The following is a 15751-nucleotide window of genomic DNA, read 5'->3' on the forward strand; positions in this document are numbered from 1 at the left end:
CAGGTCAGAAGGGCCGCAGTTGAAGCGGCGATGCACTCGTATGAACTTTGACTTGGATCAATACCGGGCCGAACCGCAGTAGGAAAGTGAACTCTCCCCTACGAAGGAGGCTCGCCATGCCGACGTTCATAACCCAAGGCCGTTACACGTCCGAAGCCATCCGCGGGATGATGGCCAACCCTGCCGACGATCGCGTCGAGAACCTCGCGAAGCTGTTCGCCGCTTCGGGAGGCAAGTTGCTGAACTACTACATGACGTTCGGCGACTACGACTTCGTGGTCATCTCCGAGGGGCCGTACGAAGGCGTCGCGCCGTCGACGATCGTCACGGCCGCATCCGGCAGCGTCGTCGACCTCAAGACCACGATCGCAGTGCCGTCGTCCGAGATGAAGACCTTGTTCTCGAAGGCCGGCAAGCTCGCGGCGGGTTTCAAGCCCGCAGGCATCCGCGCGGCTGCGACGGCGTGATGCGCTGACCCCCGTCTCGACGATCGGCGATGCCGGCCTCGCCCGGTCGCGCCGATCGCGGGAGCCGAGTCGGAGTGGCTCGTTCGTGGCGTCGCGTGAGCTCGCGACGTCGACGCCGACGAGTCCACTTCGACGTCGGTTGTCGCTCCCCCGGGAGAATCCGATTCGCGAACCGGCGATCGCGTTCGCGCGAAAGCGCTGCCCGACGTGCGCCGGGCAGGAGCGGCCTTCACGCGCACGTCGCGTGCGTGGAGATGCCATCTCCGTGCGCCCTCGTGGCCACGCGGGTCGTCGAGTGCGCCCGATTCGGGCGTAGGATGGGCGCACCGGGGCACGGAATGGGGACGGGTCATGAAGCGTGCGTGGATCGTGGGGCTGCTGCTGCTCGCCGCCAGTGGCGCGGCGCTCGCGGCGCAGACATGTCCGGCGATCGAAACGTCGATGGTCGGCAAGGGCTTCGGCGGCGGGCCGTGGCGCGTGATGTCGGGCGGGCCGGGCGAATGCAGCTTCATGGCCGCGGACACGAGCGTCAACTTCGGCTTCAGCCACATCGTGGGCGAGTCGCCCGACCTCGCGCGCAAGGCCGCGCTCGAGATGCGCGACGCGGTCGCGGCCACCAGCGTCGTGGAGCCGATGCCTTCGCTGGGCGAGGAAGGCTTCGCCTATCGCCCGAAGAACGACGCGGGCGAGGCGGACCCGAAGTCGATGTTCTTCTATGGCCATCGCGGTCGCGTCGGCGTGTCGGGCTACCTCAACCTCGCGAGCGCGATCACGCCCGCGCAGCGCGATTTCGCCGCCGGCCTGATCGCCGGCACGCTCGGCGTCGCGACGAAGCCGAAGGCGCTCGCGAAGGAGACCGATTGCCCATACCTCGACGACGCCCTCGTGAAGAAGCTGCTGCCTTCGGGTAACGCGTCGGTCATCGTGCCGGACAGGAACAACTGCGTGATGTCCGCGGACGGGCGCGTGATCACCGTGGCGGTCACGAAGAGTGCCCGCAGTCGCGACGCGGCCGAGGGCATGATGCGCAGCGGCGGCTGCACGCTCGATCCGCTGCCGCGGCTCGGCACGACCGCGGGCGTCGTCCACCACTGCTTCGAAGGCAACGCGCGCGCGCAGGTGATCGTCGCGACGGGCGGCCGCATGCTCGAGATCACCTACGTGCCGGGCCAGGAGCCGACCGACGAGCAGCGCGCGACGCTGGTCGAACTCGCGGAGTTCGCGTTGAAGCACTAGGAGCTCGAGCCGGCCTCGTGAATGGAGTCGACGTATGCCGGCGGGTAGGTCGGCCGACCTTGCGCTATCGTGTCGGCACGTCCATTGCGAACCGGCTTTCGAGATGCGTATCGGCCTGCTGGCGGACCTTCACGCGAATCGCGAGGCGACCGAAGCGTGCGTCGAGGCCTTGCGCGATGCGGGTTGCGCGCGCCACGTGTTCCTCGGCGATCTCGTCGGCTATGGCGCGGACCCGGCATGGGTGGTCGAATTCGTGCGCGGCGAGGTCGAGTCCGGCGCCGTCGCCGTGCTGGGCAACCATGACGCGGCAGCGATCGGCCGGCTCGGGGCCAGCGCGATGCACGCACGGGCCGAGGCGGCGATCGCCTGGACGAGCCGCCAGCTCGACGACGACCAGCGCGCATTCCTCGCCTCATTGCCCTTGGACGTGCGCGAGGACGACCGGCTCTACGTGCACGCCAACGCATGGGCGCCGGGCGACTGGGCATACGTCGGCACTCCGCTCGCGGCGGCGCGCAGCCTCGCCGCGACCGATGCGCGCCTGACGTTCTGCGGCCACGTGCACGAACCGGCGCTGTACCACGCCCAGAACGCGACCGCGCACCATTTCGAACCGAGGGCGGGCATGCCGATCCCGCTCTCGGGCACGCGTCGCTGGCTCGCGATCCCGGGTTCGTGCGGGCAGCCGCGCGACCGCAATCCCGCCGCCGCGTGCGCATGGTTCGACGCCGGTACGTCGACGCTCGCGTTCCTGCGCGTTCCCTACGATCACGAACGCGCGGCGGCGAAGATCCGCGCGGCCGGCCTGCCGCCCGCATTCGCCGACCGCCTGCTCGCAGGGACCTGATCGATGCCGCTGCATCCCCGACCCGGCCTTTCGATCGGCGAGTTCACGCTGGTCGAACCCTTGCGCGCCGGCGGCATGGCCACGCTGTGGCGCGTCTCGCATCCGCGGCAGGCGTTTCCGCTGCTCGCCAAGCTGCCGCACGTCGGCTACGGCGAGGACGTGAGCCGCATCGTGAGCTTCGAGGTCGAACGCATGCTCATGCCGTCGCTCTCGGGGCCGCACGTCCCGCGCTTCGTTGCGAGCGGCGAAGTCGACGACCAACCCTGGATCGTCATGGAGTTCGTGAGCGGCGAGACCCTGCTGTCGCTGCTCGACGCCTCGCCGTTGCCGCCCGAGCGCGTCGCCGCGCTCGGCGCGCTCGCCGCGCTCGCGCTCGACGACCTGCATCGGCAACACGTGGTGCACCTCGACGTCAAGCCGGGAAACCTGCTCGTCCACGCCGACGCGCAGGGTCGCGAGCGGATCGTGCTGCTCGACTTCGGCCTGTCCCACCATGCGCACCTGCCTGACCTGCTCGCCGAACAGTTCCGCGTGCCGATGGGCACGGCGCCGTACATCGCGCCGGAGCAGGTGCTCGGCGTTCGCAACGATCCGCGCAGCGACCTGTTCGCGCTCGGCGCGACGCTGTACTACCTTGCGACCGGCGAAACCCCGTTCGGCGCACCGACGAGCGACAGCGGGCTCAAGCGGCGCTTCTATCGCGCCCCCGTACCGCCGCGCGCATTGCAGCCGGGCATCCCGCGTTGGCTGCAGGAAATCATCCTGCGTTGCCTCGAAGTCGATCCGGACGCGCGCTACCCGACCGCGGCGCAACTCGCGTTCGACCTGCAGCACCCGGAGCAGGTTGCGCTGACCGAGCGCGCCGAGCGCACGCGCGACGATGGCGCGTTCGACGCAGTCAAGCGCTGGCTGCGCGGTTTCCGGCTCGACGCCGAGGAGCTGCGAGCGAAGCGCGCGCGCGATGAAGCGCGCCCGCCGCTCATCGTCGTCGCGGTCGACCTCAAGCAGGGCGATGGCGCCCTCGACGCGGCCTTGCTCGACGTCGTGCGGCGCATCGTCGAGACCACCGCGCATGCGCGCCTCGCCTGCGTGACCGTCCTGCGCACGCCGCGCATCGGCATGGAAACGAACATCGACGCCGAAGGGCGCAATCGCCACGTCAAACGCCTCGTCGCGTTGCGCCACTGGGCGCGTCCGCTCGCATTGCCCGAGCACCGCGTCACGTACCACGTGCTCGAATCGACCGACGTCGCGCAGGCGATCATCGACTACGCGCGCAACAATGCGATCGACCACATCGTCATGGGCGCACGCGGCGTCACCGGCGTGCGCCGATTGCTCGGCAGCGTCTCCGCGCGCGTCGTCGCGGAAGCGAACTGCACGACGACGGTCGTCCGCGCGGCCCGCCACGGCTCGGATCAGGAGCCGTGACGCTCGCACTCACGTAGGGCGGTACGCGCACTGCGCGTGCTGCCGCTTTGTCGTCGAACCTGCGCGCGCACGGTAAACGATGCTCGCCGGAAACGCGGTCCGTCCGGCCTCCGTGTGAAGGATGTCGGGGCGGGTCATTCTCCCTTTTTTCCGGCCCGTGTATGCTTGGCGGCAGGTCGGCGTGCGTGTGCCGTCGAACCTCGAACGATTCGACGTCACACAGGGGAAAGTCCATGTTCAATCGTGCCATCCGCGCCGCGGTGTTGTGCTTCGTCGTGCTCGCTTCAGGGTGCGCGACGACGACCGACCGCATCGATCTCGCCTACACGCCGCAGATTGCGCCGCCGATCGTTCCGGGCGCGAGCGGGGTCACTGTTTCGGTGCAGGTCATCGACGACCGCCAGGACAAGACCAAGGTCAGTTCGAAGAAGAACGGTTACGGCATGGAGATGGCGCCGATCATCGCCAACGAGGATGTCTCGATCACGATCCGCAAGGCGATCGAAACCGAGCTCGGAAACCGCGGTTTCAAGGTTTCCGTGGATTCGGCGCTGGTCCAGGTCATCGGCGATCTCACGCGCTTCTACAACGACCACAAGACCGGCTTCTTTTCCGGCGACGCGGTCGCCGACCTCAACCTGTCGGTCAATGTGAAGTCGAAGGACGGCAAGCTGCTCTACGGCAAGCAGATCGTCGCGCGGGGCATCGAGCCGAACACGCAGCTGGCGACGGGCAACAATGCGCGCATCGCGCTCGAGAAGGCGCTGCAGGATGGTATGGCGAACCTGTTCGGCGACAACGAATTCATCGCGGCGTTGACTTCGGTCGCGGCGAAGTAGCTCACGGATTCGCCGTCCGCGCGTGCGCTCGGCGTCGCAATCGTAGTGAGCGCGACGTAGAGATGCGCAAGCGGCATGTGGGGCGGTACGCGCCCAGCGCGTGCCGCCGACTTGCCGACGTCGCGCGCACATGGCGGGACGCGCAGCGCGCGTGCCGCCCTAGGATGCCTGCGCCCGCCGGCGCGGCCACGCGAAGTACGTCCTCCACGCGTACCCCCACGGGACGACCGCCGCGAGCGCGGGCAGCGCGAGGAAGGATGCGGCGACCTCGCCGGTCGGCGAGTCCCACAACGCGCCGGCCTGCCAGAGCGGATAGGCGATGAAGGCGAGCCAGATCGTCTTGTAGCCGATGGTGAAGAACATCAGCGGCAGCCAGCGCAGCGGACGGAACAGTCCGAACAGCGCGAGCGCGGGATAGGTCGCCCATACGGCGACCGCGACGGCGCGCAAGGGGTCCCACGCGCCCGCGTGCGTGAGCAACGACTGCCACGCGGTCGGCGCGGCGAACGCGAGCATGAGCCCGTAGAACAGGCGCAGTCCCCAGAGCTGCACGGGACGTACGCCCTCGAGCCGCGGATCGGGGGAAAGGAAGCGGACGAGCGCGTGGGCGGACATGGCGTCAATCCTCGGTGGATACGGTGGGGTCGCGGGCGAGCAGGTCGCCCGGTTGGCAGTCGAGCGCGGCGCAGATCGCCTCGAGCGTGGAGAAGCGGATCGCCTTCGCCTTTCCGGTCTTGAGGATCGACAGGTTCGCGAGCGTGATATCGACGCGTGCGGCGAGCTCGGTGAGCGTCATGCGGCGCGCATGCAGCAGGTCGTCGAGGCGGACGACGATCGCCATGTCACACCGTTCCTTCGAGGTCGGCACGCAGGCGCGCGCCGTGCGCGAACACGCCGGACAGGACGAACAGGAGCAGCACCGCGAGCCACGGCGTGAACGAGAATCCGCCGAGCCGTCCCGGCTGCCACACGAGGGCGGCGATCGCCGTTACGCCGAGGCGCAGCACCTCGAGCGCGAGCACGCTCCACGCGATCGCGTCGAGCCGATCCGCGTTCTCGAGGATGAACGGGTCGCCGTCGCGCACGCTGTCGACCATCGCGAGCAGGCGTCGCAGGATCGTGTGCACGATCGCGGCGCCGGCGAATCCGATGACGACGATCGCACGCAGGCCGTTGCCGAGCTGCGGATGATCGGATGCGAAATCGCCGAGCGGTCGGGTCGGCCAGCCCGCGATGAAGAAGCTGAAGACGAGCAGCGCGAGGAGCCCGGCGGCATAGGCGAGGTTGAGCGCGGTCAGCCCGCGGATGATCGGGCGGGCGTAGGCGAGGGCGCGGGCGGAGGAGCGGGTCATGGGCGGCGACTCCACGGCAATTGATCGTTGAACGATATTAGCAATATCGTTTATCGATAAAAATAGGCCAAAAGGCACCCCCGGAGGACCGCTCGACGCCCTCGGCGTCGCCCGGCGTCGAGGCGACGCCCCTAGGGCGCGGCCGTGGCCCGGGGTCCAACCCGGACACGGATCAGGGCATGCGCAGTCCGCGAAGCCCCGTTGCGGTCGCGTTCTCCGTCACGACTTCGCGGAGATCGCGCCGAGTTCCTCGAGATCGAGATCGCGCTCGAGTTCGTGCAAGGTCTCGTCGTCGATCGCGCCTGCGCGATGCAGGCGGATGAGTTCGTCGCGCCCGGTCGCGACCGCGGCGAGCACGAGATCGAAATGCGCATGGAGCATCGGCGAGTAGTGGTCCGGGCGCGCGGCGTAGTCCACGCTCATCGTCGCCTTGCGCTGGTAGCGCTCGAGGAGGCGTGGGTGGACCAGTTGGCCGTCGGCGTCGTAGGCATGCCGCTCGATCGTCACGAGCTGCACCTGCGCCATCGCCGCTTCGGCCTGGTTCATCGTGAGCGGCGCCTTGTCGGACGGCGTCTCGGCGAGGTTCGCCCAGGCGATCACGCGCCCGAGCGTGGTCGCCTGCACGAGCACGGTACCGAGGATGACGACCGATGCGGCGACGAGGATGAAGTCGCGGCCGGGAAACGCTTCCGGCACGCTCAGCGCGAGCGCGAGCGTGACGACGCCACGCACGCCGGCCCAGCCGAGTACGGTGCTTGCGCGCGCGCCGATCGGCACATGGCGCGTGAGGCCGAGCCGTGCACAGGCATGGATGACGCCATCGGACGCGAACATCCAGGCGAAGCGCGCGGCGACGATCGCGACGAGGATCGCGAGGCTCGGAGCGCCCATCGTCGCGACGACCGGGCCGAAGCCGCCCGCGCGTTCGACCACGCCGCGCAGCGACAGGCCGATGAGCATGAAGACGCCCGCTTCGATGAGGAAGACCGTGACATCCCAGAACGAGGATCCGCGCATGCGCGCGGACGCCGACATCACCGTGTGCGCGTGCCAGCTCACGATGAGACCGGTGGCCACGGTCGCAATGACGCCGGACACATGGATGCGTTCGGCGAGCAGGTACGCGATCCACGACAGCAGCGAGGTCGCGGCGATGAGCAGGTATTCGTCGTCGAGCCGGCGTGCGAGCTTGACCCAGGCCATGCCGACCGCGATGCCGACGGCCGCGCCGCCCGCCGCGAGCAATACGAACTGCCCGGCCGCGGCCGCCACGCTGAAGCTGCCGGTCAGGCCGGCCGCGATCGCGAAACGGAACAGCACGAGTCCGGTCGCGTCGTTGAGCAGGCTCTCGCCTTCGAGCAGGATCTTGAGCCGGCGCGGCAGCTTCACGCGTTCGAGCACGACGCGCACGGACACCGCATCCGGCGGCGCGACGATCGCGCCGAGCGCGGCACACGCCGCCCACGGCAGCGACGGCACGAGCAGGTGGGCGACGACCGCGACGACGAGGGTCGTGAACAGCACCGCGCCGATCGCGAGCGCGGCGATGCCGATCGAGTGGCGCTTGAGCTGGCCGAGCGCGATCACCCATGCGCTGTCCATGAGCAGCGGCGGCAGGAACAGCACGAGCACGAGGCCGGGGTCGATCGGAAACGACGGCAGGCCCGGCAGGAACGCGAGCGATGCGCCGCCGACGATGAGCGCGACCGGCGGCGGGAGGCCGGCGCGATGGGCGAGGTAGTGCAGTACGACCATCGCGAACACCATCGCGATCGTGAGCTCGAACAGGTGGACGAAGTCCATGCGGCATCCCCGGTGGAATCCGCGGAACTGTCGCCGAAACCGGGTGTCGCGTCGAGATGCCCGATGCGTCGTCGCCGGGCAGCGGCGCATCGCAGCCGGCGGGAAACCGTCGCGGGCGCTATGGCCCTCCTTCAGCGTGGCAGCTACGGCCTTCGGACTCGGGCTGACGGCACACCGATGCCGTAGGGATCAAGGCGCGAAGCGTCGGATCCGCCGCGCACGTCGCAGCGTGCCGGCAGCGCACGTTGCCGGCTCGCGCGCGTCGTTCCGACCCGCCTGCCAACGAGCGCAACCGCCGCTCGGCTCCGACGGAGTTCAAGCCGCGACGATGCCCCGATGCGGCGTCATGATGAGCTCGGCGAGGTCGTAGCCCTCCTGCACCGCGGTATCGAGGAACGAGCGGCGCGTCGCCGCCTCGATCGACGGCGTGCGCGACAGCAGCCACAGGTACTTGCGGTTCGGCGTACCGACGAGCGCGGTGCGATAGTCGTCGTCGACGCGCAGTACCCAGTAGTCGCCCTTCGTGAACGGTATCCACTTGAGCCCGTCGGGCATGAAGCTGACCTCAAGCTTCGCATTGCCGCTGCCGTCGACGACGGTAGCTTCGCCGACGACCTGTTCGGGCTCGCCTTCGCCGTCGAGCGCGCGATTGTCCACGCGCACGCTGCCGTCGTCGTTGAGCGTGTACGTCGCCGTGATGTCGGTGTAGTCGGCCGGCTCGTGGCGTTCCGGCAGCCGCGCGATCTCGTACCAGGTGCCAAGGTAGCGATGCAGTTCGAGCGATGGGACCGTGCGTGGTTCGTCGGGCTTGTTCATGGATGCGCTCCTTCCGCTGCGGGTTGCCCGTTGTAGCGCGGTCGGCATGAATCGCGTGAAACCTTCTTTCGGACACTGGTCGCAACGATTCAGGGACGCGCGCGCAAGGTCGGCCGATCGCGCGCGAACGCGCGTTCGACACCAGCGCGCGCAGCGAGTAGCCGCTGCAGGCGCGCCACCGCTCGCTCCGTCGCCGAAGCAGGAGGAAGCATGACCGCGCCGAGCCACGATTCCCGACATCTTTCCGCCTATGCGCGCTTCTTCGCGATGCTCGCGCTCTCGTTCCTCGCGATGTACGTGCTCATGTATGCGATGGTCGATACGACCGCGAACGTCTACAACAACATCAACAAGGTCTACATGGCCGGACTGATGGCGATGCCGATGGGCGTCGTCGAACTCGTGCTGATGGCTCGGATGTACCCTGATCGTCGCCTCAACGCGATCCTCCTCGGTGCATGCGCGGTGCTCGGTGGCCTTTTCTGGTTTGCGATCCGGACGCAGGCCGGCGTGACGGACCAGCAATTCCTGCGCTCGATGATTCCACACCATGCCGGCGCGATCCTCATGTGCCGCCGGACGACGCTCGGCGATCCCGACCTCCAGCGCCTGTGCGCGCAGATCGTCGAGTCGCAGCAGCGCGAGATCGATGAGATGAAGGCCAAGCTTCGATAGGCCGCTCAGCGGACACGTGCGTTGGCCGCCGGCGGACCGAACCACGTCGCGAGAGCATCCTCGAGACCCTCGCGCGTGCCTTCTCCGACCCACGCGACATAGCCGTCCGGCCGCACGAGCACCGCCGATGGAGCGGGTACCTCGCCGATCGCCGGCAGCCGCCACGGCCCGTCGCAATGCGCGTCGACGCGCCGGACGCGATCGGCCCAGGGGGCAATGTCGATGGCGCGTCGCGCGTCGAAGTCGAGCAGCAGCGGCTGCGCCTCGTGCAGCAGGGTGTACACGCGCAAGGGTCCGCCCACCGTGACGAGGTCGAGGTCGGGCATGCGGCGACCGAGCAGCGGATGGCCTTCGCCGGCATCGTAGCGAATCGCGAGACCGGCCATCTCCGCGGCGAATCGCCGCCGCGCATCGTCGGCGCCGAGCAGTTCGACCATCACGGCGCTGAGCGCCTTCGTGCGCTCGTCGACGCGGCTCAACGCGACCTGCGCCATCGTGTTGCGCAGCACGCGCGCGCCGACGGCGTGTCGCTCGGCATGGTACGTGTCGAGCAGTCTTTCCGGCGCATGGCGCTTGATCACCCGCGCGAGCTTCCAGCCGAGGTTCACTGCATCCTGTACCCCGAGGTTGAGTCCCTGGCCGCCGACGGGCGGATGCACGTGCGCGGCGTCGCCCGCGAGCAGCACGCGGCGATCGCGGTACGTCGCGGCCTGGCGCGTCATGTCGGTGAAGCGAGAGATCCAGATCGGGCTGTGGATGCCGAAGTCGCTGCCGTAGATCGCGACGAGCGCCGCGCTGACGTCGCGCAAGTTCGGCTCGCCGTCGGCATGCAGTTCGCGCTCGGTCAACACCATGCGCACCACGCCGTCCGTGCCGGACTTGCCGATGCCATGGGCACCGAACGCGTCCTCGCGAAAACCCCACTGCGGTTCCTCGGCCGTCTCGACTTCGGCAATGAGCCAGCTCTTCGTCGCGTCCCAACCCGGGAACGCGATGCCTGCGGCCTTGCGGATCGCGCTGCGTCCGCCGTCGCAGCCGACGAGGTACTGCGCGCGCAGCGCGGTGCCGTCGGCGAGCCGCACGTCGACGCCGTCGTCGTCCTGGACGAAGCCGGTCGCTTCGCGTTCGCGCAGGATCGGCACCCCGAGTTCGCGCACCCAGTCGGCAAGCGTGCGTTCGGTGTGGTTCTGCCACAGACCGAGCGTGTACGGATGACGCGTCGGTGCGTCGCTGATGTCGAGCGCCATCGGGTGGACGTGCACGACCGGATGGCGCGTGCCTTGCGCGATGAAGCGTTCGGCGATGCCGCGCTGGTCGAGCACTTCGATCGTGCGCGTGTGCAAGCCACCGCCGCGCGAACCTTCGAGCTCCTGGCTCGCGCGTCGCTCGACGATCGCGACATCGATGCCCACGAGCGCGAGTTCGCCCGCGAGCATGAGGCCGGTCGGCCCGCCGCCGGCAATGACGACGTCGTACTCGTTGAGCGCGTGCGATCGATGCTGCGATGAATGCTGGTTCATGGCGCCTCCCGGCTCGGTGGACTCGTCGAGGCCGGCGATTGGGCGCCAGGGGCGGGGACTTGCCGCAAGCCCCCCATGGTTTAAGATAGTGAAACGGGGAGATCTCGATTCGTCGCGCATGTCGGCGGCGTCGGTGTCTGGACGTGCGCATGGCGCTCGCAACGAGCGGATGACATGGCCAAGAGATTGCACCGCGTCCCGCTCGATCTCGCCGGCCTGACCGGCCGCGAGGGCGTGTTCCGCCTTTCGGGGGCAGTGAGGCGTGACCCCGCGGTCGATGCGTGGATGCGCGCCGAGCCGGCCGACGTGCGCTGCATCGCGCAGGCCTGGTTCGAGCGCCTGCGCGCCTGCGGCAACGACGTGCGCGAACTCATGCACGACGGGTATCCGACCGCGTGCGTCGGCGATGCCGCGTTCGGCTACGTCGCGACGTTCGGAGCGCACGTCAACGTCGGCTTCTTCCATGGAGCCACGCTCGCCGATCCCGCTGGCCTTTTGCAGGGCGCGGGCAAGGCGATGCGGCACGTCAAGCTGAGGCCGGGGCAGGCCGTGGACGAAGCGGCACTCGATGCACTGGTCCATGCCGCCTACGTCGACCTGCGGAGGCGCCTCGAGGCATGACGCCTCGCCGCAAGGTGCCGACGGCGAGCGGCGCGCCGGTCACAGTCTCGCAAGGCCGAGGATGATCTCGATCACGATGAGCACGACGATCGCGAGTTCGAGCAGTTCGGCGCGGCTGCTCGAGGCTTCTTCGTAGAGCGCGGTGTAGGTGTCGCGCACGATCGCGAGCTTGCGATCGACCGCCGCGACGAGCCTGGGTACACGGAACAGCTCGAGTGCGGACGAGTAGATGCGCGCGAGGTAGACGTCTTCGGTCACCTGCAGCGCATTGTCCACCTTCTCGGTGAGTTCGGTGACTTCGGCGACGAGCGTGTAGAGGCTGCGTGCGAGGCGCGCGAAACGCGGCGCGGCGAACGAGGAGCGGCCGCGCCGCGCCGCCTCGACCTGGTCGTACATGCGCGGCAGCTCGTCGTCGAGCAGTTCGTCGTAGTAGCGGAACTCGAGCAGCTGCGCGTTCGCGACCTCGATGACGTCGGCGACGTCGGGATTGCCTTCGGGATCGTAGATGAACGCGCGGTCCCAGGTCAGCACGACGAGGTCGTCGTCGAAGTACGAATAGCTCTGCTTGAGCAGCTCACGCTTCTCGCCCGCGGAAAGCGCGCGCCGCTCGCCGGATAGCAGCAGCGTGAGATCCACCTGCTGCTGCAACGCCGCCGCCGGGAGCGGTTCGCCGAGTTCGTGCACGGCCGCAATGAGGTAGTCCTCCTGCAAGGTCGCGGGCGACGGTCGCTCGAGCGCGGCGCCGACGATCGCGAGCGTGCGATCGAGCACGTCGCGCCACACGATCGTGGACGACGCGGGGCCTATCGCAGCGTGCACGGCTTCGACGCGGCGCTCGAATGCTGCCCATTCCTCGTCGACGACGGGGACGCGCAGGCTGATCGCGACGGCGCCGAAATCGTAGAGGCGTACCGACACGCCCGCGTCCGTCGCCATGCCACCGATCGACAGCTCGATCGTGCCGAGCCGAAGGCGCACTGGCGGATCGCCGAACGCGATCGCCTTCTCGGCGGCCTGGCTCAGGCGACTGCGGTCGCTGCGCGCATTGGCGTGCGCGGCGTAGAGCGCTTCGGCGGACGCGAGGTCGATCGAATAGGCGACGTCGAACAGGCGCAGCGCGATGACCTCACCGCGGCGGACGAGGATCCCTGGCACGGGCGACTCCATTCGTGGGCCTGCCCGCAACGATAGGCGCTCGCTCTGCATCGCGCTACCTCGTTCCCTTGCGGCGTGCTCACGGAGGCGCAGACGGCATGGCGCCCGCGATCGCGGCCCCGTTCATGAGGCGGCGTGCACGATCGCCTCATGCACGTCCGCCTACGCATCGGTTGCGCCGGCTGGTCGATCGCGGCGAGGCAAGCCGCGGCGTTCCCCCGCGCAGGTTCGCATCTCGAGCGGTATGCGAGCACGTTTGATGCCGTCGAGATCAACTCCTCGTTCCATCGTCCGCATCGTCCACGGACCTACGCGAAATGGGCGGACGCGGTGCCGGAGGGCTTTCGGTTCGCGGTGAAGCTGCCGAAGTCGATCAGCCACGAGCGCCGCCTGCGGGATTGCGAAGGCGAACTGCAGACGTTCCTCGCGGCCGTGCGCGAACTGCGCGGGAAGCTCGGCGTGCTGTTGCTGCAGCTGCCGCCGAGCCTCGCGTTCGACGGATCGGCTGCACCCGGCTTCTTCGATGCCCTGCGCGAGCGCTACGAAGGGCCATTCGCCTGCGAACCGCGTCATGCGTCGTGGTTCGATGCCGCGGTCGACGCGACACTGCGCGCGCGTCGCATCGCGAGAGTCGCCGCCGACCCCGCACGCACGCCGCGCGCTGCCGTGCCCGGCGGCGACCACGCGGTCGAGTACTTCCGGCTACACGGCTCGCCGCGCGTGTACTACGACGCCTATCCGGACGAGGCGCTGAGACGCATCGCTCGCCGCTTGGCACGGCCGTCGACGCACACGCGCGAGCGCTGGTGCATCTTCGACAACACCGCGCTCGGGCATGCGACGTTCGATGCGCTGACGCTGAGGGCGTCCGTGGTCGACGCTTGATTCGGCGTGCGCGCATTACCATGCCTGCGGGAGCGGCAAGCCAGCCCGCGCTGCAAGGGAGAAGCACGAACACGGAGCATGCCCGTCGACGTACCGGCGTGCGGAATCGAGCGGCCGCCGCCGTCGGTCCGTTGCGCCGGCGCACTCGTCGGCGCCGACTTCAGCCTCGTCCTCCTGCTCGGCGTGGCAACCGTTCCAAGCGGGCAGGTCCTGTGCGGGTCCGGCGGCGGCGTCCCGCCCGGCATGCGTCTGCGCCGAGCACGGAGCGCAACGCCGGGCCTGTCCGCGCTGCGAGGCCGGCACCGCGCACGGCGACGGGCGTGGCGCTGTCGATCACCGGATCGTCGATGTCGATCTGCACCCTGTTCGTTCGTCGCCTTGCATGACCCATCCAGAAGGAAGCCGCGGACGCCGCTGGCGAGCCGTCGGAACCCTTCGCGCCCACCCATCATCGAGGAGTCGTTTCATGAAGATCCGCATCGAACGCCACGTCAAAGCCCCCGTCGCCGCCGTCTGGCGTGCGTACACGACACCCGAGGACATCTTGCGCTGGAATGCCGCGAGCGACGACTGGCATACGACCGCGTCGACGGTCGACCTGCGCGAGGGCGGCGCGTTCTCGTCGCGCATGGAAGCGAAGGACGGCAGCTTCGGCTTCGACTTCGCGGGCACGTACACGAAGGTCGTGCCGAACGAACGGCTCGAGTTCTCGTTCGGCGATCGCACGGCAGAGGTCGAGTTCGTTCCTGCCGACGGCGGCGTCGACGTGTGCGTCACGTTCGACGCGGAGACCGAGAACCCGGTCGACATGCAGCGCCAGGGCTGGCAGGCGATCCTCGACAACTTCGCGCGTTACGTCGAAGCGAGGCGCTGAGCGAGCGGGCTCGAAACGCACGCACGGCGTGGCGGGCCCTCGGCTCCAGCGTTTCGGCCTGCGATCGGGGCGAAGGGACTCATGGTGCGGGCGGCGATCGGCGGGTTGCGGCGTTTCGCCTGCGGATGGCGAGGCACCGAACCGTTCCGCTCGCGGGCACGGGGAGCGGAGCGGGATGCTGCAGCCATGCGACGCCCCTGCGTCGTCGATCCCCTCGGACCTTCGCCGAGCGTGATCGGGCAGCCGCGCGGAAGCAGGGCTCCGACTTGCGATCCACGCTGCCGCCCGCACATTCGGCCGCAATGCCGAGGTGAACCATGAATGCCGCTGCGCCGTCGCTGCTCCTGCCGTGTCCCCATTGCGCGTCGATGAACCGCGTACCGCGTGATCGCCTCGCGCAGTCGCCGCGTTGTGGCCGTTGCCACGAGGACCTGTTCACGGGTGCACCGGTTGCGCTGACCGCGGCGACGTTCGACGCGCACGCCGCGCGCGGCGAGTTGCCGCTGCTCGTCGACTTCTGGGCGCCGTGGTGTGGGCCCTGCGTGAGCATGGCGCCCGCGTTCGCGGCCGCTGCAAAGGCGCTCGAGCCGCAATTTCGCCTCGCCAAGCTCGACACCGAGGCCGAGCCCGGGCTCGCGGGCCGATTCGCGATCCGCAGCATTCCCACCCTGATCCTGTTCGCGGGCGGTCGCGAGCTCGCGCGCCATTCGGGCGCGATCGGCATGCAGCAGATCGTGCAATGGGCGCGCGCCAACCTCCCGTCCCGCTAGGGGCGAAGAGGCCCGGCTCTCCCGCATCGGCGTTCGCGTGCGCGAGCCGTTCGGCGTCCTGCGCATTCGCCGCGGCGTCCGTGCGTTCCCTCGTCCAGTGCCGCGCGCGATCGATCGATTCGTCGAGCTGCCCGAGCTTGTAGCCGTTCTGCGCGATGTCGAGCAGGACGGTCGTCAGCGATCGTCGTTCGCACCCAAGCTCCGTTCCGCCTGCTCGAGCATCGCGCGATTCGCGGCAAGCGCGTCCGCGTAGCGACCCTGCTCATGCGGCACGCAGCGCGGGCCGCGGCGCGGCGTGTCCCCCCCATTCGCCTCTCCTGCTCGCGGGAGAGCAACTGTGTTCGCCGTCAAGCGCCGGCCATCGGTGGAGGGGACCATGGACGGCCATCGCGAACCATGGCATTGAGCATCGTGAGCAGCTTGCGCATGCAGGCGACGAGCGCGACCTTGGCGGCCTTGC

The 15751-nt window shown here is 69.1% G+C and carries 17 protein-coding genes; 10 read left to right on the forward strand and 7 right to left on the reverse strand.

The features are described from left to right. The first annotated feature begins 116 nt into the window (after window positions 1-116). The 5 genes from VI238_RS11490 (at window position 117) to VI238_RS11510 (ending at window position 4820) form a co-directional block, all read left to right on the forward strand. A complete protein-coding gene (locus VI238_RS11490; protein WP_331651440.1) occupies window positions 117-467 on the forward strand; it encodes a GYD domain-containing protein in 351 nt (116 codons plus the stop codon). A 351-nt stretch (window positions 468-818) separates the two neighbouring features. After that, entirely contained in the window at window positions 819-1703 is an 885-nt protein-coding gene (locus VI238_RS11495) for a hypothetical protein (RefSeq protein WP_331651442.1), read from the forward strand. Between the two features lie 103 nt (window positions 1704-1806). Next, the gene (locus tag VI238_RS11500) at window positions 1807-2550 is read left to right on the forward strand and encodes a metallophosphoesterase family protein (protein ID WP_331651444.1); all 744 of its coding nucleotides are present in this window, start codon (window positions 1807-1809) and stop codon (window positions 2548-2550) included. 3 nt (window positions 2551-2553) lie between these two features. Continuing rightward, window positions 2554-3981 (forward strand): bifunctional serine/threonine-protein kinase/universal stress protein, encoded by a 1428-nt coding sequence (locus tag VI238_RS11505; protein WP_331651445.1) that lies wholly within the window; start codon window positions 2554-2556, stop codon window positions 3979-3981. 233 nt (window positions 3982-4214) lie between these two features. After that, window positions 4215-4820 carry a YajG family lipoprotein gene (locus VI238_RS11510; RefSeq protein WP_331651447.1) on the forward strand — a complete coding sequence of 202 codons (606 nt, stop codon included), beginning with the start codon at window positions 4215-4217 and terminating at the stop codon, window positions 4818-4820. A 159-nt stretch (window positions 4821-4979) separates the two neighbouring features. Here the strand turns inward: VI238_RS11510 and VI238_RS11515 are convergent, their stop codons facing one another. From VI238_RS11515 to VI238_RS11535, 5 genes are all read right to left on the reverse strand, one after another. Continuing rightward, window positions 4980-5435, reverse strand: a complete 456-nt coding sequence (locus VI238_RS11515) for a hypothetical protein (protein WP_331651449.1) — start codon at window positions 5433-5435, stop codon at window positions 4980-4982. A 4-nt stretch (window positions 5436-5439) separates the two neighbouring features. Further along, window positions 5440-5661 carry a helix-turn-helix transcriptional regulator gene (locus VI238_RS11520; RefSeq protein WP_331651451.1) on the reverse strand — a complete coding sequence of 74 codons (222 nt, stop codon included), beginning with the start codon at window positions 5659-5661 and terminating at the stop codon, window positions 5440-5442. Window position 5662: 1 nt separating this feature from the next. Continuing rightward, on the reverse strand, window positions 5663-6172 hold the full coding sequence (locus tag VI238_RS11525; RefSeq protein WP_331651453.1) for a DUF2975 domain-containing protein: 510 nt from the start codon (window positions 6170-6172) through the stop codon (window positions 5663-5665). A 219-nt stretch (window positions 6173-6391) separates the two neighbouring features. After that, window positions 6392-7975: a Na+/H+ antiporter gene (locus tag VI238_RS11530; RefSeq protein ID WP_331651456.1), complete on the reverse strand. Its 1584-nt coding sequence runs from the start codon at window positions 7973-7975 to the stop codon at window positions 6392-6394. A gap of 315 nt (window positions 7976-8290) precedes the next feature. Then, window positions 8291-8791 carry a lipocalin family protein gene (locus VI238_RS11535; protein ID WP_331651458.1) on the reverse strand — a complete coding sequence of 167 codons (501 nt, stop codon included), beginning with the start codon at window positions 8789-8791 and terminating at the stop codon, window positions 8291-8293. 210 nt (window positions 8792-9001) lie between these two features. Between VI238_RS11535 and VI238_RS11540 the strand changes: the two genes are divergently transcribed. Next, window positions 9002-9466 carry a DUF305 domain-containing protein gene (locus VI238_RS11540; RefSeq protein WP_331651460.1) on the forward strand — a complete coding sequence of 155 codons (465 nt, stop codon included), beginning with the start codon at window positions 9002-9004 and terminating at the stop codon, window positions 9464-9466. 5 nt (window positions 9467-9471) lie between these two features. Here VI238_RS11540 and VI238_RS11545 read toward each other — a convergent pair whose 3' ends face one another. Next, window positions 9472-10986 carry an FAD-dependent monooxygenase gene (locus VI238_RS11545; protein WP_331651462.1) on the reverse strand — a complete coding sequence of 505 codons (1515 nt, stop codon included), beginning with the start codon at window positions 10984-10986 and terminating at the stop codon, window positions 9472-9474. Between the two features lie 174 nt (window positions 10987-11160). Here VI238_RS11545 and VI238_RS11550 point away from each other — a divergent pair, with 174 nt between their 5' ends. Further along, complete coding sequence (locus VI238_RS11550; protein ID WP_331651463.1) at window positions 11161-11607, forward strand: DUF1801 domain-containing protein; 447 nt, start codon at window positions 11161-11163, stop codon at window positions 11605-11607. 39 nt (window positions 11608-11646) lie between these two features. Here the strand turns inward: VI238_RS11550 and VI238_RS11555 are convergent, their stop codons facing one another. After that, window positions 11647-12762 (reverse strand): hypothetical protein, encoded by a 1116-nt coding sequence (locus VI238_RS11555; RefSeq protein WP_331651465.1) that lies wholly within the window; start codon window positions 12760-12762, stop codon window positions 11647-11649. A 150-nt stretch (window positions 12763-12912) separates the two neighbouring features. Here VI238_RS11555 and VI238_RS11560 point away from each other — a divergent pair, with 150 nt between their 5' ends. From VI238_RS11560 to trxC, 3 genes are all read left to right on the forward strand, one after another. Beyond that, on the forward strand, window positions 12913-13647 hold the full coding sequence (locus VI238_RS11560) for a DUF72 domain-containing protein (protein ID WP_331651467.1): 735 nt from the start codon (window positions 12913-12915) through the stop codon (window positions 13645-13647). A gap of 466 nt (window positions 13648-14113) precedes the next feature. Next, window positions 14114-14521 carry an SRPBCC family protein gene (locus tag VI238_RS11565; protein ID WP_331651469.1) on the forward strand — a complete coding sequence of 136 codons (408 nt, stop codon included), beginning with the start codon at window positions 14114-14116 and terminating at the stop codon, window positions 14519-14521. A gap of 317 nt (window positions 14522-14838) precedes the next feature. After that, window positions 14839-15291, forward strand: a complete 453-nt coding sequence (gene trxC / locus VI238_RS11570) for a thioredoxin TrxC (protein WP_331651470.1) — start codon at window positions 14839-14841, stop codon at window positions 15289-15291. Window positions 15292-15751 lie beyond the last annotated feature (460 nt).

The sequence above is a fragment of the Dokdonella sp. genome, from assembly GCF_036518555.1.
Taxonomy (GTDB): Bacteria; Pseudomonadota; Gammaproteobacteria; order Xanthomonadales; family Rhodanobacteraceae; genus Dokdonella_A.